Here is a 21,709-nt window from a genome sequence, read left to right on the forward strand (position 1 = left end):
CCGCCATGATGCACGGTGATATCTCGTCGAGTCAGGACAGCGTCGGCGTCGCCGTCGTGAACTACAAGATGCCCCGGCTGCATACGAAGGCCGAGGTGCTCGAAAACGCCAAGAAGATCGGCGACATGATCATCGGGATGAAGGCCGGTCTGCCGGGCCTCGATCTGGTGATCTTCCCCGAATACTCGACCCACGGCATCATGTACGACGCGGGCGAGATGTACGAGACCGCCTCCGCTATCCCCGGTGCGGAGACCGACATCTTCGCCGATGCCTGCCGCAAGGCGAAGGTGTGGGGCGTGTTCTCGCTCACCGGCGAGCGCCACGAGGAGCATCCGCACAAGGCGCCCTACAACACGCTCATCCTGATGAACGACCAGGGCGAGATCGTGCAGAAGTACCGCAAGATCATGCCCTGGACCCCGATCGAGGGCTGGTATCCGGGCGATCGCACCTATGTCTCCGACGGCCCGAAGGGGCTCAAGATCAGCCTCATCATCTGCGACGACGGCAACTACCCGGAGATCTGGCGCGACTGCGCCATGCGCGGCGCCGAACTCATCATCCGCTGCCAGGGCTACATGTACCCGGCCAAGGAACAGCAGGTTCTGATCTCGAAGGCGATGGCGTTCGCCAACAACACCTACGTCGCGGTGGCCAACGCCGCCGGCTTCGACGGCGTCTACAGCTACTTCGGCCACTCGGCGATCATCGGCTTCGACGGGCGCACGCTCGGCGAGTGCGGCGAGGAGGAGATGGGCATCCAGTACGCGGCGCTGTCGAAGTTCCTGATCCGCGACTTCCGCGCCCACGGCCAGTCGGAGAACCACCTCTTCAAACTGCTGCACCGCGGCTACACGGGCATGATCAACTCGAAGGAGAACCGGCACGGGATGTCGGAATGCCCCTACGACTTCTACCGCCGCTGGATCGAGGACCCCGACGGCACCCGCGACGCGGTGCGCGCCATCACCCGCTCCAGCGTCGGCACCGAGGAATGCCCGATCGAGGGCATCCCCTTCGTCGGCAAGGGCGAAGGCCCGCCCGATCCGCGCTGAGCTCTTCGACCGGCCCCGGCGGAACGCGGACTTCCAACCTCCTCGCCTTTTAACGGCGAGGAGGTTCTACATTCAGTCCTTCACAACCACCTTCGTGCCGACCTTCACTCGGTCGTAGAGATCGACCACGTCCTTGTTGGTCATGCGGATGCAGCCCGAGGACACCGCCGCGCCCATCGTCTCCGGCTCGTTGGAGCCGTGAATGCGGTAGAGCGAGGAGCCGAGATACATGGCGCGGGCGCCCAGCGGGTTGTCCTGGCCGCCGGCCATGTAGCGCGGCAGGTCCGGGCGGCGGGCGAGCATCTGCGACGGCGGGCGCCAGGCCGGCCATTCCTTCTTGCCGGTGATCGTCTTCGTGCCCGACCACGAGAAGCCGCGCCGGCCCACGCCGACGCCGTAGCGGATCGCCTCGCCACGGCCGAGCACGTAGTAGAGTCGGCGCTGGCTCGTGGAGATCACGATCGTGCCGGGCTTCTCTCCACCGGCATAGGCCACCGTGTCGCGCGGGATGGCCTGTGTCTTGAAGACGTTGATGAAGTCCGCGAGCGGCCCGCTGTCGAGCGGATTGGCGCGGGCCGGCACGAGAGTGGCCGCCGCGAGGGCGCCACCGAGGGCAAGCGTTGCGGCCAGGCGCGGCAGCGCGGAGCGGTTCGGCCGGAGGCGACCAGGCAGGGATCGGGTCGACAAGACGTTCAGTCCTCCTCGAAGGGGCCGCGCTGCAAGAGAGGGCAGCGGCAGGCGCATCGAGCGCTTTAGGGCCGGCCGTCGGGGCAGGAGGAAGGCAAGGGTGTGGGCTTTCGGCAACGCCTGCGCCGAAACGTCCGACCCGTCTGGAACTGGGTGCGGCCCGGCACATCGGCCCACCGCCGAAGCATGCTCGGCAGGATGAAAGGCCGGAGGGCTGTTCCGGGAGGCCGATCAAAATTGCCAGTGCGACTGTTCGAAGCCGCTTGAGCGAAGCCCAAATCCGCCATCCCGAAGGGATCAGCCGGATTTGGTATAAGGCCAGCAATGAACCAGGGCCATCGCTTTCGAGCGATGGCCCTGGCTAGAACGCCGCAGTCGATTGCGCGGGAAGGTTTCATCCACCACAATGATGTCACCGTGACCATCATGAACCGCCACGCCACAACGGGCCGCGCCCCGGCCGGCCGACCGGCCCGCATCGTCCTGTCCACGCTGGTCGGGCTGCTGAGCCTGCTCGTCGTCATCGGATTGCCGACCGACGGCTCTGCCCTCGGTGGGATCCCGCAGGCCCGCGGTGCGGTGACGTTCGAGCAGCGCCCCGACACGGACCCGCTCACCAGTGTTCAGATCGGCCACGCCGTGCTCGATCTCGACGAGGTGGCGGGCATCGGGCGCTTGAACGCGATCGTTCCGGGTTTCGACCGCGCGCAGGCATCGTCTCTTCCCCGCCCCATCTCGGATCGAAGCCTCGCCGCCGCCGAGCGCGGTCAGCCCGAGCGTCCGCCCCGGGTCTGACAGGTGCGTCGTCCCGGTCGTGCGGGCGTTGCGAGGCGATGGGGTGATGGCTCGGTCCCGACCCGCGCCGTCGTCGGATTGCCAAACTTCGCGCCCAGGATGCACCGCGACCATGGTTGGCTGTCCCGCACAGCCGATTCCCGATGCCTCCGGCATCTTACGTCCAGGGCCTTCGATCTCCGATCGTCGCGGCGGCCCGGTGATTGCAACGGCGCGCGAGGCCGATCCGGTCTCCCCCGTCATCCGTGACGCGCGGTGACGCTCTCCTTCCGGGAGACCGCCTGCCGCGTCACGGCATCGTCCCGAAAGGTGGCCGCCGGCTTTCGGAAACAGACGATGTGAAAACAAGAGCCGAGAGCATCGTAGGAGTAATTCCATCGTGACGCCGTCTCCCCAGTCGCCCGGCAGCAGCCCCGGCCCCGCCAAGGCCGGAAGCCGCCGCTCCCGCTGGTCCCTGCCGGCCTCTCTTCTCGTCGGTGCCCTCCTCGTCGCCGTCTCGGCCTGCAACGAGCAGAAGGCCGCCGCACCCGTGCCGCTGCCCCCGCCCGAGGTCAGCGTCGTCAGCGTGCGTCCGCAGCCGATCCCCTATGTCCGCGACCTGCCCGGCCGCGTCGCGCCGATGCGCATCGCCGAGGTGCGCTCCCGCGTCTCGGGTCTGGTGATCCGGCGCCTGTTCGAGCAGGGCAGCCACGTCAACGAGGGCGACGTCCTCTACAAGATCGACCCGGCCCCCTATCAGGTGGACCTCGCCAGCGCCGAGGCGACGCTGGCCAACCGGGAGGCCGCCCTCGTGCTGGCCAACCAGCAGGCCGACCGCCTCGAAACGCTTCTTGCCCGCAACACCGCGAGCCAGGCGCAGTACGACACGGCGTTCGCCGCCAAGAAGCAGGCCGAGGCCGAAGTCGCTGGCGCCAAGGCGGCCCGCGACCGGGCGCGGCTCAACCTCTCCTGGACCGATGTGCGCGCGCCGATCTCCGGCCGCATCGGACGGGCGCTGCTCACCGAGGGCACGCTGATCGAATCCGGCATCACCGGTGTGCTCGCCACGATCCAGCAGCTCGACCCGATTTACGTCGATATCACCCAGTCGGTGGGCGAACTGAACAAGCTGCGCCGGGACATCGCCTCGGGCGAACTCGCCAAGCTCGCCGCCGACACCGCCAACGTCCACCTCATCATGGACGACGGCACGCTCTACGGCTCGGCCGGGCGCCTGCTGTTCTCCGACGTCACCGCCGACCCGAGCACGGGCCAGGTCACGTTGCGGGTGCAGTTCCCCAACCCGCACAACGAGCTGTTTCCCGGAATGTATGTCCGCGCCCGGATCAAGCAGGGCATCGACTCGGACGCCATCGCCGTGCCGCAGCAGTCGATCCAGCGCACCAGTGACGGCAAGCCCGAGGTCTGGGTGGTCAAGCCCGACGGCAAGGTCATGCTCCAGCCGGTCGAGGTCGGCCCCGTGGTCGGCGGCAACTGGCTGATCCGCGAGGGCCTGGAGGGCGGCGAGAAGGTCGTCGTCGAAGGCTTCCAGAAGATCACCGCGGGCGTCCAGGTGAAGACCGTCCCCTGGAAGACGGAGACCTCCGCCGACGAGGGCAAGCCGATCGACGCCGACAGTCACGACACCGACGGCCGGGATACGAGCGGGAAAAGTTCGGCTGCGACCGATCCGGCCACCCAGCCCGTCGCCCAGTTCGCCGACTGATCCTTTCCCAAGCATCGCGCGGCCGGCGGGCGTCCCGACGCCACGCTGGCCCGATGACATAGGACATCAACGCGCCTCATGGCTCGCTTCTTCATCGACCGGCCGGTCTTCGCCTGGGTCGTCGCCCTGTTCATTCTGCTGGGCGGCGCGCTCTCGATCCCGCAACTGCCGATCGCCCAGTACCCGATCATCGCGCCCCCCGCGATCGCGCTCTCGACCTCCTATCCCGGCGCCTCGGTGGAGAATCTCTACACCGGCACGACGCGCCTCATCGAGGACGAGCTCAACGGCGCGGCCAACATCCTGAGCTTCGAATCGGCCTCCGACTCGTTCGGCGTGGTCGAGATCACCGCGAGCTTCCAGCCCGGCACCGACCCCGGCTATGCCGGCGTCGAGGTGCAGAACCGCTTGAAGCGCGTCGAGGCGCGCCTGCCGGCCGAGGTGCGCCAGCAGGGCATCCTCGTGGAGGAGGCCTCCGCTGCGACGCTGAACATCATCACCCTGGTCTCCACCGACGGGAAGACCGACGAGGTGGGTCTCGGCGACTTCCTGATCCGCAACGTCATCAACGAGATCCGCCGCATCCCCGGCGTCGGCCGCGCGACCCTCTACTCGACCGAGCGGGCGCTGCGGATCTGGATCGATCCGGACAAGCTGCGCGGCTACTCCCTCAACGCCGCCGACGTGACCAAGGCGATCGGCCGGCAGAACGTGCAGATCGCCTCAGGCGCGGTCGGCGCGCAGCCGAGCCCGGAGCGCCACGCCGTCAACTTCCCCATCGTCGTCAAGGGGCAGATGACCGAGCCGGAGGCGTTCGGCGCCGTCGTCCTGCGCGCCAATCCCGACGGCTCCAACGTGCGCCTTCGCGACGTCGCCCGGATCGAACTCGGCGGCGACGACTACAAGTTCACCACCCGCCTCAACGGCGGCCCGGCGGCGGGCATCTCGGTGACGCTGGCGCCCGACGGCAACGCCATCGAGACGGCGAAAGCCATCCGCGCCAAGATGGTGGAGCTGTCGCAGTTCTTCCCCGACACGGTGAAGTGGGACATCCCCTACGACATCACGCCCGCCGTCGATGCCTCGATCGAGAAGGTGCTGCACACGCTGGTCGAGGCGGTGGTGCTGGTCTTCATCGTGATGTTCGTGTTCCTCCAGAACATCCGCTACACCCTGATCCCGACCATCGTCGTGCCGATCGCGCTGTTCGGCACCTGCACCGTCATGCTGCTCGCGGGCTTCTCCGTGAACGTGCTCACGATGTTCGGCATGGTGCTGGCCATCGGCATCCTCGTCGACGACGCCATCGTCGTCGTCGAGAACGTCGAGCGCATCATGAACGAGGAGGGCCTGCCTCCGAAGGAGGCGACCCGCAAGGCCATGAGCCAGATCACGGGGGCGATCATCGGCATCACCCTGGTGCTGGTGGCCGTGTTCATCCCGATGGCGTTCTTCCCTGGCTCGGTCGGCATCATCTACCGGCAGTTCTCGATCGCGATGGTGACCTCCATCGCCTTCTCGGCCTTGCTCGCCCTGTCGCTGACCCCGGCGCTCTGCGCCACGATGCTGAAACCCATCGAGAAGGGGCACGGCCACGCCAAGGGCGGTGTGTTCGGTCTCTTCAACCGCTTCGTCGATCGGGAGACCGCCCGCTACGGCCGCGGCGTGGCGTGGTTCATCGGCAAGTCCGGCCGGGTGATGCTGATCTATCTCGTGCTGGTGGCGGGCGTGGCCTACGCCTTCATGCGCCTGCCCGAGGGCTTCCTGCCACTCGAGGACCAGGGCTTCTTCACCGTCGACATCCAGACTCCGCCGGGCTCCTCCTTCAACCGCACCGAGGCTGCGGTGAAGCGGGTCGAGGAGCATCTCCTGGCCCAGCCGGGCGTGGCGACGATCACCGTCATCAACGGCTTCTCGTTCTCCGGCCAGGGCCAGATGACGAGCCAGGCCTTCGTGACGCTCAAGCCGTGGGGCGAGCGCGACGCGGAGAACTCGGCCGCCCGGCTGGTTGAGGGGACCAACAAGGCGCTCGGGAGCTACAAGGATGCGGTGATCCAGGCGCTGGAGCCGCCGCCGATCGACAACCTCGGCAACGCCTCGGGCTTCTCGTTCCGCCTTCAGGACCGGGCGCAGAAGGGCTACTCGGCGCTGATGGCGGCGCAGGAGCAACTGCTCTCGCTCGCGCGTAAGAGCCCCGTGCTGACGAAGGTCTATGTCGAGGGCCTGCCGCCCGCGCCCGAGGCCGAACTCATCATCGACCGCGAGAAGGCGGCCGCCCTCGGCGTCGATTTCGAGGACATCAACAACACGATCCAGGTCAATCTCGGCTCGGTCTACGTCAACGACTTCCCGAATCGCGGCAAGATGCAGCGTGTGATCGTGCAGTCCGAGGATCTCCAGCGCCTGCACGCCTCTGACCTGCTGAACTACTCGGTCAAGAACGCGCAGGGGACGATGGTACCGATGTCCTCCTTCGCCGACCTGAAATGGGGCGTCGGCCCGGCCCAGATCATCGGCTTCAACGGCTACCAGTCGGTGCGCATCACCGGCGATCCGGCCCCCGGCTACACCTCCGGCGACACCATCAAGGAGATGGAGCGGCTGATGACCTTCCTGCCGAAGGGCTTCGGCTACGCCTGGACCGGCCAGTCGCTCCAAGAGAAGGAGGCCGGATCACAGGCCTCGCTGCTGCTGGCGCTGTCGGTCTTGATCGTGTTCCTGTGTCTGGCCGCGCTCTACGAGAGCTGGTCGATCCCGATCTCGGTGCTGCTGGTGATTCCGCTGGGCGTCATCGGCTCGGTGGCAGCGGTGTACCTGCGCGGGATGCCCAACGACGTCTACTTCAAGATCGGGCTCATCACGATCATCGGCCTCTCGGCCAAGAACGCGATCCTGATCGTGGAGTTCGCGCGTGATCTGTGGAAGCCCGGCACCAACATCGTCCAGGCGACGATCCAGGCGGCGACGCTCCGCTTCCGCCCGATTGTGATGACCTCGCTCGCCTTCATCTTCGGCGTGGTGCCGCTGGCTATCGCCACTGGCGCCTCCTCGAAGAGCCAGCAGGCGATCGGCAGCGGCGTGATGGGCGGCATGATCTCGGCCACCGTGCTCGCGGTGTTCTTCGTGCCGGTGTTCTTCGTGGTGGTGATGCGCCTGTTCCGGCGCAAGGACGTCGCTGCGGGTGAGAACGCGGAGGCGGTGCCCGCTCCGGCGCATCACGGGCACTCGGTGCCGGCGGAGTAGCGGATGGGAGGGGCGGTGCGCGCGCTTCGAGGCACGCGTGCCGCGCGCACCTCAGTATGAGGAGCGGGGGTGGATTCCATATCCGTTGAGCCGGGAGGGCGGATCCGACAAGCTGCCGGGCCGCTTCTCTTCCGCTGAGGCCGCCTTGACCGCCTTCGTCGACATGCTGCGTTGCGCCGACGGCAGTGACGATGTCGGCTCGGCCCGAGGTGAATCTCTCGACGGGCGGCTGGCTGAGCATCAGGCCGGAACGCGTGTCGGCGACACCTATCACCGTCGGCCGGTGTCGCTCGTGAACGCCGAGTGGTTCGACCGCATCACCGATGCGATCGCGGCCTAGCGACGGATCAAGGGCTGGAGCCGTGCCAAGAAGGAAGCGCTGATCGCAGAGGATTGGGACAGGGTGCAGTTCCTGGCGAAGCGCCCGTCCGCCCGCGTCCGTTCATCCAACCCAAGCACCTCATCCTGAGGTGCCGCGAAGCGGCCTCGAAGGATCCTCCAGGTATCACGACGGGATTGGCAGCCTTCAGCGCTTCAGAACCCGCCGCGCGCCATACCCGGCCACTGCCCAGAGAAACGCCGAGACCGTCCGCACCGGAAAGAACGTCGGCAGGTCAGCGGCGACGGGGGCCGGCCAGGGCAGGCCGATCCGCGTCACGAGCCACGCGAACAGCACCGAGATCCCCAAAGCGGCGATGGCCGCGATGAAGACCTTGCCGAACTGATCCGCCTTCCATCCGAGGAACACGGCGATCAGGATCAGGAGGGGATCGAACCCGGCGAGGATCCAGACCGAGAACGAATAGACCGGGACGACGGGGGCGGCGTTCACGCCCACCACGCCTTCGGCAGGCTGATCCGACCGGCCGCATTCTCGATGGTCTGCGCGGCGGCGAACAGCGTCTCCTCGTCGAAGGGGCGCCCGATGAGCTGGAGGCCGAGCGGCAGCCCCTGCGCGTCGAGGCCGGCCGGCACCGAGATGCCGGGCAGGCCGGCCATGTTCACCGTCACCGTGAACACGTCGTTGAGGTACATCTCGACCGGGTCGGCCGACGCCATCTCGCCGATGCCGAACGCCGCCGACGGGGTTGCGGGGGTGAGGATCGCATCGACGCCGGAGGCGTAGGCCGCCTCGAAGTCGCGCTTGATCAGCGTGCGGATTTTCTGCGCCCGGACGTAGTAGGCGTCGTAATAGCCCGCCGAGAGCACGTAGGTGCCGATCATGATACGCCGCTTCACCTCGCGGCCGAAGCCGGCGGCGCGGGTGTTCTCGTACATCCCGGCAATGTCCTTGCCGGGCACGCGCAGGCCGTAGCGTACGCCGTCGTAGCGGGCGAGGTTCGAAGAGGCCTCGGCCGGCGCTACGATGTAATAGGCCGGCAGCGCGTACTGCGTGTGCGGCAGCGAGATGTCCTTGATCGTCGCACCGGCCTCCCGCAGCCAGTCCGCGCCCTGGTCCCAGAGGCGCTGGATCTCGGCGGGCATGCCCTCGATCCGGTATTCCCGCGGGATGCCGATGGTGAGACCCTTCACGCCACGCGCAATCGCGGCCTCGAAGTCGGGTACCGGCACATCGACCGAGGTCGTGTCGCGCGGGTCGTGTCCGGCCATGGAGCCGAGCAGGATCGCGCAATCCTGCACCGTGCGGGCGATGGGGCCGGCCTGATCGAGCGAGGAGGCGTAGGCGATGATGCCCCAGCGCGAGCAGCGACCGTAGGTCGGCTTGATGCCGACGGTGCCGGTGAAGGCGGCGGGCTGGCGGATCGAGCCGCCGGTATCGGTCGCGGTGGCGCCGAGGCACAGATGGGCGGCCACCGCCGCCGCCGAACCGCCGGACGAGCCGCCGGGCACCAGCGGCGCCTCCGAGCCCTGGCGGCGCCAGGGGGAGATCGTCTTGCCGTAGGCGCTGGTCTCGTTGGACGAGCCCATGGCGAACTCATCGAGGTTGAGCTTGCCCAGCATCACCGCGCCGTCGCGCCAGAGCTGGGACGAGACGTTCGACTCGTAATGCGGCTCGAACCCTTCGAGGATCTTCGAGCCCGCGGTGGTGTGCACCCCTTGCGTCGCGAACAGATCCTTGATGCCGAGCGGAAGGCCTTCGAGCGGGCGCGCCTCGCCCTTGGCGATCTTTTGGTCCGAGACCTCGGCCATCTTCAGCGCGCGGTCCGGCGTCGCGACGATGAAGGCGTTGAGCGCCTGCGCCTTGTCGATGGCCTCGAGATGCGCCTGCGCGATCTCGCGGGCCGAGAAATCTTTGCCCTTCAGCCCGTCGCGAGCCTCGGCCAGGGTGAGTTCGTTGAGTGCCGTCATGCCCGTTCCAACTGTCTGCCAGGTATCCGCACCGATCCCGCGGGCGCGTGGCGTCTCGCGGGTGGCAGAGGAGCCGCTCCGTCGCGTCCCAGGGGACTACTCGACGACCTTCGGCACGAGAAAATAGTTGTCCTCGGTCTCGGGGGCGTTGGCGACCACGTCGCTCGCCCGGCCGCCGTCGTTCACTACGTCGGCGCGCTTCTTCATGCGCATCGGGGTGACGGAGGTCATCGGCTCGACGCCCTCCACATCCACCGCGCTGAGTTGCTCGACGAAGGCGAGGATCGCGTTGAGCTCCCCCTTCAGCGGGCTGACCTCCTCGTCGGTCACCGCGATGCGGGCCAGATGCGCGATGCGCCGTACCGTTGTCTCGTCGACCGACATGCCGCCCGTGTCGCCTCGCCTGCCGTGAGCGCGGGTGAAAACCTCGCGCCGGGATCAGCCGGGCTATAGCACCCGCCTTCGCGCAGGAGCAACGCCGCACGCGACGGGCATCGGGACGATCGAGACCGGCATCGCCGTGGTTTCTTTCCAGCCGCGATCGCCGGTTGCCGCCTCCGCGCGATGACCCTGCGGAGGGCCGCTCAGACGATGACGTGGCCCCGCGTCGACGGCATGTCCACGGTGATGCCGGGGCGGCGGTAGCGGTCGGCGTTGTAGGCTCCGACGCAGAGGATCTCCAGGGCGAGCGCCAGCATCAGCATGTGCCGCCGCATGAGGCGGCGGGATCGGCCGGAGGCAGGAGGGCTCGGCGTCGGCGTGAGGGGCACGGGGCGGTTCCGGCATCGTTAACGAAACCTTAACACCGCTTTCCGCTTTCCGCTCCATCCCGGGAGGGGCGACCACCCGCCATGGTTAATCTGGGCGGTGGACAAGTCCGCGGGGGCGGGCGTAAGCCCCTCCCTTGTCGGGGTGCGAGGAGGACGGGGCATGTGGGACAGCGTCTTCCGGGAGTTGCGTCCGGGGCTGATCTCCAGCGAGGCGGATCTCGCCCGTGCCGAGGCCGAACTCGGTTTCCCCCTCCCCCAGAGCTACCGCAACTTCGCGCAGAGCTGCGGCGCCGGGCGGATCGGCGGGCATCTGCGCATCTTCACCCCGGTTCCGGTGGAGGCGGCGGATCTCGGCTCGCGGGCACACCTGATCTCGCACGGCGTGGCGCTCGCCCTCGACGGCCTGCGCGACGAGGGCAGCGACGAGCCGCACCGCTTCACCATCGAGGGTGATGCCGATGCCGGGCTGATGGAGCGGGCCTGCTTCTTCGGGCAGACCGAGCGGGGCGATTTCCTGTTCTTCGACGTGACGCCGGGTTTCCCCGAATACGACATCTGGGTGCTGTGCGCCGATCTGGAGACGGTGCATTTCGGCGGTGCCGATCTGCCCACCTTCCTGCGCGGGCTCCAGGGCCTCGAGATCCTGCACATCCTCGGCGACGGGGAAGGCCCGCTGCCCGCGACTTTCGCGGGCGACGAGGCGGCGGCCCTCGAACAGCTCGGAGCGGCGGCTTCGTGAACCGGGAGGAGATGGCGGCCTTCGTCGAAGCCTCGGCCGGCGCGCCGCGCCTGATCGGGCTCGACCTGGGCACCAAGACCATCGGAATCGCCCTGTCCGATGTCGGCCGGCAGATCGCCTCGCCGCTGGAGACGATCCGGCGGGTGAAGTTCACGCCCGACGTGGCGCGGATCGTAGCGCTCTGCGCGACGCACGCCGTCGGCGGCCTCGTGATCGGCCTGCCGCTCAACATGGACGGCTCCGAAGGCCCCCGGGCCCAATCGAGCCGGAGCTTTGCCCGCAACCTCAAGCCGCTCTTGCCGCTGCCGGTCCTGTTCTTCGACGAGCGCCTCTCCACCGCCGCCGTCACCCGCACGCTGCTCGAAGCCGACGCCTCGCGGGCGCGGCGCGGCGAACTCGTGGACAAGCTCGCCGCCACCTACATCCTGCAAAGCTGTCTCGACGTGATGGGCGGGATGTTTTCGGGCGCGGCCGAGGAGGCGGACGGGTTTTAACCCCCTGCCTGCGTGAGTCGGGCCACGATCGCCTCCCGCTCCCGGCGCGTCGCCGACAGCCGCTCGCGGGCGGCCGCGAGAATCTCCGGACCGGCGGTCTCGGGGCGGCCGGCATCGAAGGGCGGGGCCGGGGCGTATTCCTGCTGGAGCTGGATCGCCTGTGCGGTCGCCGCGTCGGTGAGTTCGGCCGCGAGCGTCAGGCCGAAATCGATGCCCGCCGTCACGCCGCCGCCGGTGATCAGGTTGCCGTCGCGTACGACACGCCCCTGCGTCGGGATCGCCCCGAAGGAGCTCAGCAGATCGTGCGCCGCCCAGTGCGTGGTGGCGCGTTTGCCCCGCAGCAGTCCCGCCGCGCCGAGCACCAGGGTACCGGTGCAGACGGAGGTGAGGTAGCGAGCGCTTCGCGTCTGACGGCGCAGGAAGTCGAGGGTCTCGGCATCCTCCATCAGCGGGTTCACCCCCGCACCGCCGGGTACGCAGATCACGTCGAGGGCCGGGCATTCGGCGAAGGTGAGTGTGGGCGTCAGCACGAGGCCGGTGGCGCTCGCGATCGGTTCCAGCGCCTTCGCAACGAGATGGACGCGGGCGCCCGGCACCATGGCCAGTACCTCGTAGGGCCCGGTCAGGTCCAATTGCTGTACCTGGGGGAAGACGAGGAAGCCGATCTCGATCGTCATGGTCCTCAATCCTCCGCTTGAAAACGCCTCGAGCCGTCGAGCTGATTGCATCAGGCCGGCGTCTCTAAGTCCTTGTTTTGACACGCATTCTTTCGACGAACCGGCGACCACTCCGTCGGAATGCGCTCTACCGTAGATAGATCACGCTGTAGAGCGAGGCGCGCAATTCGTCCTCGTCGAGCCAGACCCGGCCGAGGTCGCAGCGCTCGGCGATGCCCGGCCGCATCCGGGCGCAGTACTCGCCGGTATTGTCCTGCAGATGGTACTGGCAGCGCCCACCCACTTTGCGCCGGGCGATGATCGGGCTCGAATGGTCGGCGGCGATATCCGGGTCCTTCGGCAGGCGTTCCTCCAGCACGTACCAGGAATAGCCCACCACCGGCAGGCGGCCCCGGTCGAGGGCGTAGTCGATCATCCCCATCAGCCGGTCGGTGCCGGCCGCGAGGCCGGGCTCGCGGCGGGCGGCCTTGTCCATGAAGTCGAGCTGGTTGTCGGCGATCGAATCCGAGACCGGGACCAGCGGCACCGGCAGGGGCTGGCGGCGGCAGCGCCGCTCGACATGGGCGATCCAGCCGGCATTGAAGGCATCGGTCGCCGGATCGCGTAGTCGCGGCACCGTCCCGCCGAGGCTGCGCCACGAGATCTTGGGGGCGGCGACGCGGCTGCGCCAGCGCAGGGCCCCGAAGGTGCGCGCGTGCTGGCCGTAGCCGTCGAAGGAAGGAAGGTCGCGGTCCGTGCAGAGGCCGCCGAGGTTGTAGAGAAGGGTCGCCGCCTCCTCCTGCCCGTCCTCCAGCTTGTCGAAATAGGGCTTGCGGCCGGGGTTGCGCTCGCGGCTCGCCTCGGTGTCGTTGCGGCTCTCGGCGATCTCTTCTGCGAGGTCGGGATGCCGGCGCAGGTAGCTACGCAAGGCACGGTCCCGCCTGCGTTCGAGGCCGGCCGGGTCGGCGAAGTAGTAGCGGGTGGCGACATCGAGCGCCGAGACGGTGACCCCGACGCGCTGCGAGATCATGTCGGCGGTGGCGTAGGCAAAGCAGATCGCGCTGTCGCCCTGGCTCATCGGCGACAGGGCCGGGTTGGGGCTGATCCGGTCGTCGAGCGGATGCGTGCCGGGCCGGCGGGCCGGCGCCACCACGGTCACGTCGGCACATTTCGGGTTGCGGGTAGTGCGCGGGTTTTCGGGCAGCAGCCGCAGATCGATCGCCCCGGCGGGCGCCGCCGCGAGCAGAAGGCCGATCGCGCAACAACGGGCGACGCGGGCCGCCCCGGATGATGGCCTCAATCCGTCCCCGCCTCGGCGAGCGCGACCGGTGCCGCTTCGGCCCCGTCGAGCACCGCGTCCTGCGCGGCCTCGGCGAGCAGGGCGTAGCCGCCATCGGCCATGTGCAGGCCGTCGCTTGCGAACAGTTCGGTGCGAGTCAGCCGGCCTTGCCCGATCCAGTCGCGCATCAGGTCGGAGCGGCGGATCACCGGGACGCCGAGCTCGGCGCCGAGGGTGCGCACGGCGTCGCGGAACCGGTCGGCGCCGGGCGTGGCGTCGAGCGCCGGACACCATTGCGGCTCCATCAGAACCACGTCGATCCCCGCCGCGCGGATGCGCTCCAGCGCCGCCTCGGTGGCCTCGCGGAAGTGATCGAGGGAGACGCCGCGCAGGGCGTCGTTGCTGCCGGTCTGCCAGATCACGAGATCGGGCCGGGGCGCGATCACGTCCCGGTCGAGCCGGGCCAGCATCTCGTCCACCGCCTCGCCGCCGATGCCGCGGTTGGCGACCGTGATCTTGCTGCCGAGATGCGGCAGGGCGCGCCGCAGACCCGCTTCGAGGCGAGCGGGATAGGCAGCGGCGGGCGTCGAGGCGCCGATGCCTTCCGTCGAGGAGGAGCCGAAGGCGACGATGCTCAACGGTCCGCCCAGTGCGATCTTCTGGGCGACGTGCGGCAGGCCGGTCGGAGCCGCATCCTCGAACAGGCCGAGATCGAAGTCGAAGCCGAGATCGAGGTGTTGCGGCAGCAGGTCGGCGTAGGCGAGCACTGCGGTCGAGGAGAGGGAGAGGGCCAGTATCAGCGCCGACGCGCCGACGAGCCGCCGCGGACGCCCCCTCGAGACCGGCCGCATCCGAGCCTGACGTAGAAACCGTACCACCGTTCGAGCCCCCGCCCGCGGGCCGCCTCGATTAGGGGCTTTCGCGGAATGACTGATATCGACCCTTCTAACCGAACCGAGGCCGGATGACGGCCCAATAATCGTGATTCGCCACAGCCGCAATGCGCAGTGTTTGATAGAGTCTTAAGTGCGAAACTCGGATCAAAGATTTGTTCGTCATAGAAGCCGTTTGTTCGATGCCGGCTTGTGGTCTGAGGGGCGCGTTCGAGCGCAGCAACGGTGCTGCCCGGCTCCTGTATCATGGGCCTCCAGGGCCAGGGATCGACCGCGTCACGCCCGCGAAACCAGGGAGACCGTCCCGCTGCCGTGCCGCTCGATTTGGCCGTCGAGTTCCAGTTCGAGCAGCGTCGTCTGCACGATCCGAACCGGCAGGCCGGTGGAGCGGGCAAGCGCATCGGTCCCAACCGGTGTCGGGCTGAGGCACGCGATCAGCCGCGCGCGGTCGTCCCGGGGCTCGGGCGGATCCTCGACCGGCTCCGCCGCAGCGGGAAACAGCGGCAGGGCGGTCTCGGCTCGTCCGTCGAAATCGATCTCGTCCCAATAATCGGGCGCCCCCCAGCTTTCGGAGCGGTCGTTCAGGCCGTCCGCTTGCGGCGCGTCCCCGGCGATCAGCGGATCGAGCACCGAGAGGACGTGCTCGACCTCCGAGACCAGCGTCGCACCCTGGCGGATCAGGTCGTTGGTGCCCTCCGCCCGCGGATCGAGCGGCGAGCCGGGCACCGCGAAGACTTCCCGGCCCTGCTCCAGGGCGAAGCGGGCGGTGATGAGCGAACCGGAGCGGCGCGCGGCCTCGACGACGACGGTGCCGAGGCTCAGGCCGGAGATGATGCGGTTGCGGCGGGGAAAGTCGCGCCCGCGCGGCACCCAGCCCATCGGCATCTCGGCGACCACCACCCCGCCCTCGCCCACGATCTCCTCGACGAGGCCGGCATGGTTCTCCGGATAGATCCGGTCCTGCCCACCCGCGAGGACCGCGACGGTGCCGGTGACCAGCGTGGCCTTGTGGGCGCGGGCGTCGATCCCTCGGGCGAGCCCCGAGACCACGACGAGACCGGCTTCGCCGAAGCCGCGGGCGAGCCGCTCGGTGAAGGCAAGGCCGGCGGTCGAGGCATTGCGCGAGCCGACGATGGCCACCGAAGGCTTGAGAAGCGTGGCCGGATCGCCGCGAACGGCGATCAGCGGCGGCGCGGTGTCGGTGGCGTGCAGCGCCTTCGGATAGGCCGCCTCGCCCATGGCGAGGAAGCGGATGCCGAGGCGGGCGGCGGCGGCCATCTCGCGCTCGGCCTCCGCCTTCGTGGGCGGGACGGCGCGCTTGCCCGCCCGCTTCGTCAGGTCCGGCAGGGCGTCGAGGGCGGCCGATGCGCTGCCGAAACGGTTGATCAGGCCGCGGAAGGTGCGCGGGCCGATGCCGTCGGTACGGATCAGGCGCAGCCAATCGAGGCGTTGCGCGTCGGTGAGCTGCATCGATCCCCCTCCGTCCGGGAGGGGGCGGCGCTCACCCCTTCTTCCCGATCCGCCCTTCGGTACCGGCGGCGAGGCGGCGGATGTTGGGCGCGTGCTTCCACCATAGCAAAGCTGCGAGCACGAGGAAGAGCGCTGCAACCATTCCGTGTCCCAGCGCCCACAGGATGAGCGGCGTGGCGGCCGACGCCGCGAGCGCGGCGAGCGAGGAGTATTTCAGGGCAAAGGCGAGCCCGAGCCAGATCGCGGCGAAGGCGGCCAGCGTCAGCGGGCTTAAGCCCAGCAGCACGCCGATGAAGGTCGCCACGCCCTTGCCGCCCTTGAAGCCGAGCCAGACCGGAAACAGGTGGCCGAGGAAGGCACCGAGGCCCGCGGCCAGCGCCGGCCCCTCGCCCCAATGGCTTGCCGCGAGCACCGGCAGCGTGCCCTTGAGCGCGTCGCAGAGCAGCGTCGCGGCAGCGAGGCCCTTGCGGCCGGTGCGCAGCACGTTGGTCGCGCCGATGTTGCCCGATCCGATCGCCCGCACGTCGCCGAGGCCGGCGAACTTCGTGAGGATCAGCCCGAAGGGAATCGCACCGCAGGCGTAGCCCAGGACGAGGGCCGCGATGAGGACCGGCCAGCCGGCCGCGAGAAGCGTGGTCATGCGGCGATGGCCGAGAGGGCGGAGCGGTGGACGATCCGGCCGGCCACCAGCGTCAGCACCGCCGCGCCCTGGAGACGCGCCTCGTCGAAGGGCGAGTTCTTGGAGCGCGACTTCAACTGCCGCTTGTCGAGCAGGTAGGGCAGATCGGGGTCGATCAGCACGAGGTCGGCGGGTGCGCCTTTCTCCAGCCGCCCCGCCTCGCGGCCGAGCAGCGCGGCGGGGTTCGACGAGAGGGCCTTCAGAAGCGTTCCCAACGGCATGTCGCCGGTATGGAGCAGGCGCAAGGCGGCCCCGAGCAGGGTCTCGATGCCGAGCGCGCCATCCGCGGCCTCGGCGAACGGCAGGCGCTTGGTCTCGACGTCCTGCGGGTTGTGGTCGGAGACGATGACGTCGATCACGCCTTCATTCAGGGCCGCGATGACCGCCTGCCGGTCGTCCTCGCGGCGCAAGGGGGGCGAGAGCTTGCAGAAGGTGCGGTAGTGACCGATGTCGCCCTCGTTGAGCACGAGGTTGTTGACGGACACGCCGCAGGTGACGGGCAGCCCTGCCTCTTTCGCCCGCCGCACGATCTCGACGGAATCGGCGCAGGAGATCATCGCCGCGTGGTAGCGCGCGCCGGTGAGGCGCACGAGCCGGATGTCGCGTTCCAGCATCACCGTCTCGGCCTCGCGGGGGATGCCGATGAGGCCGAGGCGGGAGGCCATCTCACCCTCGTTCATTACGCCTTCGCCGACGAGGTCCGGCTCCTCGATATGCTGCATCAGCAGCGCGCCGAAATCGCGGGCGTAGGTGAGCGCGCGGCGCATCACCTGCGCGTTGGTCACGGCTTTCAGCCCGTCGGTGAAGGCGACGGCGCCGGCCTCCGCCAGCAGGCCGAACTCGGTCATCTCGCGCCCCGCCAGCCCCTTGGTGATCGCGGCGGCGGGCAGGACGTTGACGCTTGCCGTGTCGCGGGCGCGGCGCAGCACGAAATCGACGATGGCCGGCCCGTCGATGACGGGATTGGTGTCGGGCATGCAGACCAGGGTCGTCACGCCGCCGGCCGCTGCAGCGGCACTCGCCGAGGCCAGGGTCTCGCGGTGCTCGGCGCCCGGCTCGCCGACGAAGGCACGCAGGTCGATCAGGCCCGGTGCGAGGGTGACACCCCCGCAGTCGATTTTTTGGGCGCCCTCCGGCGTGTCGGGTGCGGCACCCCAGGCGATGTCGGCGATGCGGCCGTCGCGCACGAGCACGGCGCCGGGACCCTCGCGGCCGGTGGCCGGATCGAGGAGATGGGCGTTGGAGAGGACGAGCGCGCTCATGAGTGTCACCCGTTCGGCAAGTGGGTCGCCAGCGCTTCCAGCACGGCCATGCGCACGGCGACGCCCATCTCGACCTGCTCGCGGATCAGAGACTGTGCCCCGTCGGCGATGTCGGAGGCGATCTCGACGCCGCGGTTCATCGGACCCGGATGCATCACCAGCGCGTCGGGCTTGGCCAGCGCCAGCTTGTCGCCGTCGAGGCCGTAATAGCGGAAGTACTCCTTCACCGAGGGCACGAAGGAGCCGTTCATCCGCTCGCGCTGGAGGCGCAGCATCATCACGATGTCGCAGCCTTTCAGCCCCGCGCGCATGTTGGTGAACACCTCGACGCCGAAGCGCTCGATGCCGGTGGGCAGCAGGGTCGAGGGGCCGATCACCCGCACCCGGGCGCCGAGCGCCTGAAGCAGGATGATGTTGGAGCGCGCCACCCGCGAGTGCAGGACGTCGCCGCAGATCGCGACCTGAAGCCCCTCTATGCCGCCCTTGTTGCGGCGGATGGTGAGCGCGTCGAGCAGCGCCTGGGTCGGGTGCTCGTGGGCGCCGTCACCGGCGTTGACCACGGCGCAATCGACCTTGCGGGCCAAGAGATGCACTGCGCCCGCCGCGTGGTGGCGCACCACGATGATGTCGGGCCGCATGGCGTTGAGCGTTGCGGCCGTATCGATCAGCGTCTCGCCCTTCTTCACCGAGGACGAGGCGACCGACATGTTCATCACGTCGGCGCCGAGCCGTTTGCCCGCGAGTTCGAACGAGGATTGCGTGCGGGTCGAGGGCTCGAAGAACAGGTTGATCTGCGTGCGGCCCCGCAGGACGGTGCGCTTCTTCTCGACCTGCCGCGACAAGGCGACGGCGGCGTCGGCGCGCTCCAGCAGCGATTCGATGTCCGGCCGGCTCAGGCCTTCGATGCCGAGCAGGTGCCGGTGCGGGAAGGCGGGTGCTGTCTGAGCGGTCATGCGGCGGTTCTGGCGTCGGCTCCGCGCTATAGGTGTCTGGGAGAGGCCCGGCAAGGCGCAGGCGTATCCGGTTGGCCCGCGCGGGCGATGGCGCCAGGGATAACGGTCTCACCCGGTCGCAGCTGAGAGATTTTCTTGGTCATCGCGAGCCCGTGATCGAGAAAAATTTGAACGAACCGGCCTCGCTTCCGTTTCCCCAACATCTGTCGGGGCTTGAGCGCGTCGAATGCCTGTCCCGGTATTCGCCTGCCTGCCCGGAAACGAAAGGTAGCCTATGAACACGCGACTTCTCCTGACCGCCGGTGCGCTCTCGCTCGGTCTCGCTCTCTCGTCCGGCGCCTATGCCCAGGGCATGCAGCGGGGCGGTATGGAGCCCGGCATGGGAGGCCAGATGGGCGGGCAAATGGGTGGCCAGATGGGCGGCCAAATGCAGCAGGGCGCCATGGGCGACGACATGGGCCAGGAGCAGCGCCCGATGAAGCGCAGCTCCAAGAAGATGAAAAAGCCGATGAAGAGCAAGAAGATGATGCGCTCGAAGCGCATGAATTCCGGCTCCGGCATGGAGTCCGGCGCGGGCGGGATGTGATCCCCACGTCACCTGACTGTGACCAACTCGCCATCTAGGCGACTATCGGCCCGCCCGGTTAGACCGGGCGGGCTTTTTCGTGTCGAACGAAGCCTTTCAAGTCCTCCCGCGCCGAGCGGCTCGCCCGCCCGGCATGGGTTGCTGCAATAGGAACAGCCGCGCCGTGGCCGCAGGATCGACGCTCTCGGGGCCGGACATCGTGGAGACGGTACGGCGACGCTGGATGTTCCGCCATCCGCTGGTGATCCGGCTGGCGCACTGGCTCAACGTGGTCTGCCTCGCCATCCTGCTGATGAGCGGGTTGCAGATCTTCAATGCCCATCCCGCGCTCTATTGGGGCGCGGCCTCGACCTTCGACACACCGTTCGTCGCGATCACCGACGACCAGCGGGACGACGGCACGCCGCGCGGCATCGTCTATGTCGCCGGTCACACCTTCGAGACGACGGGCGTGCTCGGCCTGTCGAACCTCAACGGCCAGCCCACGGGCCGCGCTTTCCCCTCGTGGTCGACCCTGCCGGCGCACCAGGATCTCGCCACGGGGCGGCGCTGGCACTTCCTGTTCGCCTGGGCCTTCGTCATCAACGGGCTGATCTATCTGCTCTACGGAATCGGCACCGGGCAGCTGCGGCGGCGCCTCGTGCCCGACGGCGACCAGATGCGCGGGTTCGGCTCCTCGATCCGCGAGCACCTGACCCTGCACTTTCCGGAAGGCGACGAGGCCAAGCGCTACAACGTGCTGCAGAAGCTCTCCTACCTCGTCGTGGTGGCCGTGCTGCTGCCGTTGATGGTGCTCACGGGGCTCGCCATGTCGCCGGGCGTCAACGCCGTGGTGCCCCTGCCCGACCTGTTCGGCGGCCGGCAATCGGCCCGCACGATCCACTTCATCGTCACGAACCTGCTGGTGCTGTTCGTGATCGTCCACGTCCTGCTCGTGCTGCTCTCCGGCGTGGCCAACAACATGCGCAGCATGATCACCGGCTGGTTCGTGATCGAGCGCAAGAAGCTTCCCGCCGGTTCGGGAGAGACCCCATGATCCCCCGCCCCATGTCCTCCCGCCCCGTGCCCCCCCGCCTCCAGATCCCCCGCCCTCATCGCCGCGGTTTCCTCACCGCGGCGGCCGGCCTGCTCGGCGTCTCGGCGCTGGGCGGCTGCGACCGTTTCGCCGCGAGCCCGACGGGGCAGCGGGCCCTGAAGGCGGGCGAGGATGCCAACCTGTTCGTGCAGCGTCTGCTCCTCACGCCGGCCTCGCTCGCCAAGGAGTTTCCGGATTCCGAGATCTCACCCTGGTTCAAGCCGAATGGCACGATCGAGCCGCCGGACCGGGCCTACAAGGCGCTGGCCGCCAAGAGCTTCGACGGGTTCAAGCTGCGCGTCGACGGCCTCGTCGAGCGGCCCCAGGATCTCAGCCTCGCCGATCTGAGGGCCCTGCCCGCCCGCACCCAGACCACGCGGCACGATTGCGTCGAGGGCTGGAGCGCCATCGGCAAGTGGACCGGCGTGCCGCTCGCCGAGGTGCTGCAACGGGCCGGCCTGAAGCCGAAGGCCCGCTACGTCGTGTTCCACTGCGCCGACACGATGGAATACGCCATGAGTAGTGGGGAGGACGAGGCGGAACCGGAAAAGACCGCCAATCCCGGCATGGAGACGCAACCGGAAGGGGCCGAGAATCAGGCGAGCGATTCGCAGGCCGCGGGCGCGGAGGCACCGAAGCCTGAGGACGAGGAGAGCCAGGGCACGCCGGTTCGCTATTACGAGAGCATCGATCTCACCGACGCCTACCATCCGCAGACCATTCTCGCCTACGACCTGAACGGCCAAGCGCTGCCGGTCTCGAACGGCGCGCCGCTACGCCTGCGGGTTGAGCGCCAGCTCGGTTACAAGCAGGCGAAATACATCATGCGGATCGAGGTCACCGAGGGCCTGACCGGCATCGGCGACGGCAAGGGCGGCTACTGGGAAGACCGCGGCTACGAGTGGTACGCGGGGATTTAAGGGTAGGTCCGGCGCGTTCACCCGATTTGACAACGCCGCGCGGCTCACCCACTTCTGCGCGGCGCGAGAGCCGGCCTCCGACCGGTACGCATCCGCGCCATTCCCAAAACCGTATCTGCGGTGAGGCTCTGGCGA

At 68.7% G+C, this 21,709-nt stretch carries 22 protein-coding genes; 10 read left to right on the forward strand and 12 right to left on the reverse strand.

Going from position 1 to position 21,709, the window contains the following annotated elements:
* The first annotated feature begins 5 nt into the window (after positions 1 to 5).
* Positions 6 to 1,058, forward strand: a complete 1,053-nt coding sequence (locus J2W78_RS12315) for an aliphatic amidase (RefSeq protein WP_253370815.1) — start codon at positions 6 to 8, stop codon at positions 1,056 to 1,058.
* 72 nt (positions 1,059 to 1,130) lie between these two features.
* On the opposite strand, the gene J2W78_RS12320 is transcribed toward J2W78_RS12315, so the two are convergent.
* The gene (locus tag J2W78_RS12320) at positions 1,131 to 1,730 is read right to left on the reverse strand and encodes a L,D-transpeptidase (RefSeq protein WP_253374027.1); all 600 of its coding nucleotides are present in this window, start codon (positions 1,728 to 1,730) and stop codon (positions 1,131 to 1,133) included.
* Between the two features lie 441 nt (positions 1,731 to 2,171).
* On the opposite strand from J2W78_RS12320, the gene J2W78_RS12325 reads away from it, so the two are divergent.
* From J2W78_RS12325 to J2W78_RS24895, 4 genes are all read left to right on the forward strand, one after another.
* Positions 2,172 to 2,540: a hypothetical protein gene (locus J2W78_RS12325; protein ID WP_253374028.1), complete on the forward strand. Its 369-nt coding sequence runs from the start codon at positions 2,172 to 2,174 to the stop codon at positions 2,538 to 2,540.
* Between the two features lie 379 nt (positions 2,541 to 2,919).
* Positions 2,920 to 4,245, forward strand: a complete 1,326-nt coding sequence (locus tag J2W78_RS12330; RefSeq protein WP_253370817.1) for an efflux RND transporter periplasmic adaptor subunit — start codon at positions 2,920 to 2,922, stop codon at positions 4,243 to 4,245.
* Between the two features lie 78 nt (positions 4,246 to 4,323).
* On the forward strand, positions 4,324 to 7,488 hold the full coding sequence (locus J2W78_RS12335; RefSeq protein WP_253370819.1) for a multidrug efflux RND transporter permease subunit: 3,165 nt from the start codon (positions 4,324 to 4,326) through the stop codon (positions 7,486 to 7,488).
* A 145-nt stretch (positions 7,489 to 7,633) separates the two neighbouring features.
* Positions 7,634 to 7,828, forward strand: coding sequence for a hypothetical protein (locus J2W78_RS24895; RefSeq protein WP_437178550.1), 195 nt, complete (start codon positions 7,634 to 7,636; stop codon positions 7,826 to 7,828).
* Positions 7,829 to 8,014: 186 nt separating this feature from the next.
* Here J2W78_RS24895 and J2W78_RS12345 read toward each other — a convergent pair whose 3' ends face one another.
* The 4 genes from J2W78_RS12345 to J2W78_RS24735 all read right to left on the reverse strand — a co-directional run bounded on the left by J2W78_RS12345 (position 8,015) and on the right by J2W78_RS24735 (position 10,514).
* On the reverse strand, positions 8,015 to 8,320 hold the full coding sequence (locus tag J2W78_RS12345; RefSeq protein ID WP_253370821.1) for a hypothetical protein: 306 nt from the start codon (positions 8,318 to 8,320) through the stop codon (positions 8,015 to 8,017).
* Entirely contained in the window at positions 8,317 to 9,798 is a 1,482-nt protein-coding gene (gene gatA, locus J2W78_RS12350; protein ID WP_253370823.1) for an Asp-tRNA(Asn)/Glu-tRNA(Gln) amidotransferase subunit GatA, read from the reverse strand. The genes J2W78_RS12345 and gatA overlap by 4 nt, the downstream gene beginning before the upstream one ends.
* 96 nt (positions 9,799 to 9,894) lie before the next feature.
* A complete protein-coding gene (gene gatC / locus J2W78_RS12355) occupies positions 9,895 to 10,182 on the reverse strand; it encodes an Asp-tRNA(Asn)/Glu-tRNA(Gln) amidotransferase subunit GatC (RefSeq protein ID WP_253370825.1) in 288 nt (95 codons plus the stop codon).
* A gap of 200 nt (positions 10,183 to 10,382) precedes the next feature.
* Positions 10,383 to 10,514 (reverse strand): hypothetical protein, encoded by a 132-nt coding sequence (locus tag J2W78_RS24735; RefSeq protein ID WP_301288575.1) that lies wholly within the window; start codon positions 10,512 to 10,514, stop codon positions 10,383 to 10,385.
* A gap of 214 nt (positions 10,515 to 10,728) precedes the next feature.
* On the opposite strand from J2W78_RS24735, the gene J2W78_RS12360 reads away from it, so the two are divergent.
* Entirely contained in the window at positions 10,729 to 11,307 is a 579-nt protein-coding gene (locus J2W78_RS12360; protein WP_253370827.1) for an SMI1/KNR4 family protein, read from the forward strand.
* Positions 11,304 to 11,801: a Holliday junction resolvase RuvX gene (gene ruvX, locus J2W78_RS12365; protein WP_253370829.1), complete on the forward strand. Its 498-nt coding sequence runs from the start codon at positions 11,304 to 11,306 to the stop codon at positions 11,799 to 11,801. Before J2W78_RS12360 ends, ruvX begins: the two co-directional genes overlap by 4 nt.
* On the opposite strand, the gene J2W78_RS12370 is transcribed toward ruvX, so the two are convergent.
* From J2W78_RS12370 to J2W78_RS12400, 7 genes are all read right to left on the reverse strand, one after another.
* Entirely contained in the window at positions 11,798 to 12,478 is a 681-nt protein-coding gene (locus J2W78_RS12370; RefSeq protein ID WP_253370831.1) for a DJ-1/PfpI family protein, read from the reverse strand. The genes ruvX and J2W78_RS12370 overlap by 4 nt on opposite strands.
* 127 nt (positions 12,479 to 12,605) lie before the next feature.
* Positions 12,606 to 13,757, reverse strand: a complete 1,152-nt coding sequence (locus tag J2W78_RS12375; RefSeq protein WP_253370833.1) for a hypothetical protein — start codon at positions 13,755 to 13,757, stop codon at positions 12,606 to 12,608.
* Positions 13,754 to 14,587 carry an SGNH/GDSL hydrolase family protein gene (locus tag J2W78_RS12380; protein WP_253370835.1) on the reverse strand — a complete coding sequence of 278 codons (834 nt, stop codon included), beginning with the start codon at positions 14,585 to 14,587 and terminating at the stop codon, positions 13,754 to 13,756. The genes J2W78_RS12375 and J2W78_RS12380 overlap by 4 nt, the downstream gene beginning before the upstream one ends.
* Before the next feature lie 318 nt (positions 14,588 to 14,905).
* The gene (gene dprA, locus J2W78_RS12385; RefSeq protein WP_253370837.1) at positions 14,906 to 16,099 is read right to left on the reverse strand and encodes a DNA-processing protein DprA; all 1,194 of its coding nucleotides are present in this window, start codon (positions 16,097 to 16,099) and stop codon (positions 14,906 to 14,908) included.
* A 31-nt stretch (positions 16,100 to 16,130) separates the two neighbouring features.
* On the reverse strand, positions 16,131 to 16,739 hold the full coding sequence (gene plsY / locus J2W78_RS12390) for a glycerol-3-phosphate 1-O-acyltransferase PlsY (RefSeq protein ID WP_253370839.1): 609 nt from the start codon (positions 16,737 to 16,739) through the stop codon (positions 16,131 to 16,133).
* A complete protein-coding gene (locus J2W78_RS12395; RefSeq protein WP_253370841.1) occupies positions 16,736 to 18,040 on the reverse strand; it encodes a dihydroorotase in 1,305 nt (434 codons plus the stop codon). The genes plsY and J2W78_RS12395 overlap by 4 nt, the downstream gene beginning before the upstream one ends.
* A 5-nt stretch (positions 18,041 to 18,045) precedes the next feature.
* Positions 18,046 to 18,993, reverse strand: coding sequence for an aspartate carbamoyltransferase catalytic subunit (locus J2W78_RS12400; protein WP_253370843.1), 948 nt, complete (start codon positions 18,991 to 18,993; stop codon positions 18,046 to 18,048).
* 274 nt (positions 18,994 to 19,267) lie between these two features.
* Between J2W78_RS12400 and J2W78_RS12405 the strand changes: the two genes are divergently transcribed.
* From J2W78_RS12405 to J2W78_RS12415, 3 genes are all read left to right on the forward strand, one after another.
* Complete coding sequence (locus J2W78_RS12405; RefSeq protein WP_253370845.1) at positions 19,268 to 19,579, forward strand: hypothetical protein; 312 nt, start codon at positions 19,268 to 19,270, stop codon at positions 19,577 to 19,579.
* A 163-nt stretch (positions 19,580 to 19,742) separates the two neighbouring features.
* Positions 19,743 to 20,615 carry a cytochrome b/b6 domain-containing protein gene (locus tag J2W78_RS12410; RefSeq protein WP_253370847.1) on the forward strand — a complete coding sequence of 291 codons (873 nt, stop codon included), beginning with the start codon at positions 19,743 to 19,745 and terminating at the stop codon, positions 20,613 to 20,615.
* Positions 20,612 to 21,574 carry a molybdopterin-dependent oxidoreductase gene (locus J2W78_RS12415; RefSeq protein ID WP_437178549.1) on the forward strand — a complete coding sequence of 321 codons (963 nt, stop codon included), beginning with the start codon at positions 20,612 to 20,614 and terminating at the stop codon, positions 21,572 to 21,574. The genes J2W78_RS12410 and J2W78_RS12415 overlap by 4 nt, the downstream gene beginning before the upstream one ends.
* Positions 21,575 to 21,709 lie beyond the last annotated feature (135 nt).

It is taken from the genome of Methylorubrum extorquens (genome assembly GCF_024169925.1).
GTDB lineage: Bacteria > Pseudomonadota > Alphaproteobacteria > Rhizobiales > Beijerinckiaceae > Methylobacterium > Methylobacterium extorquens_A.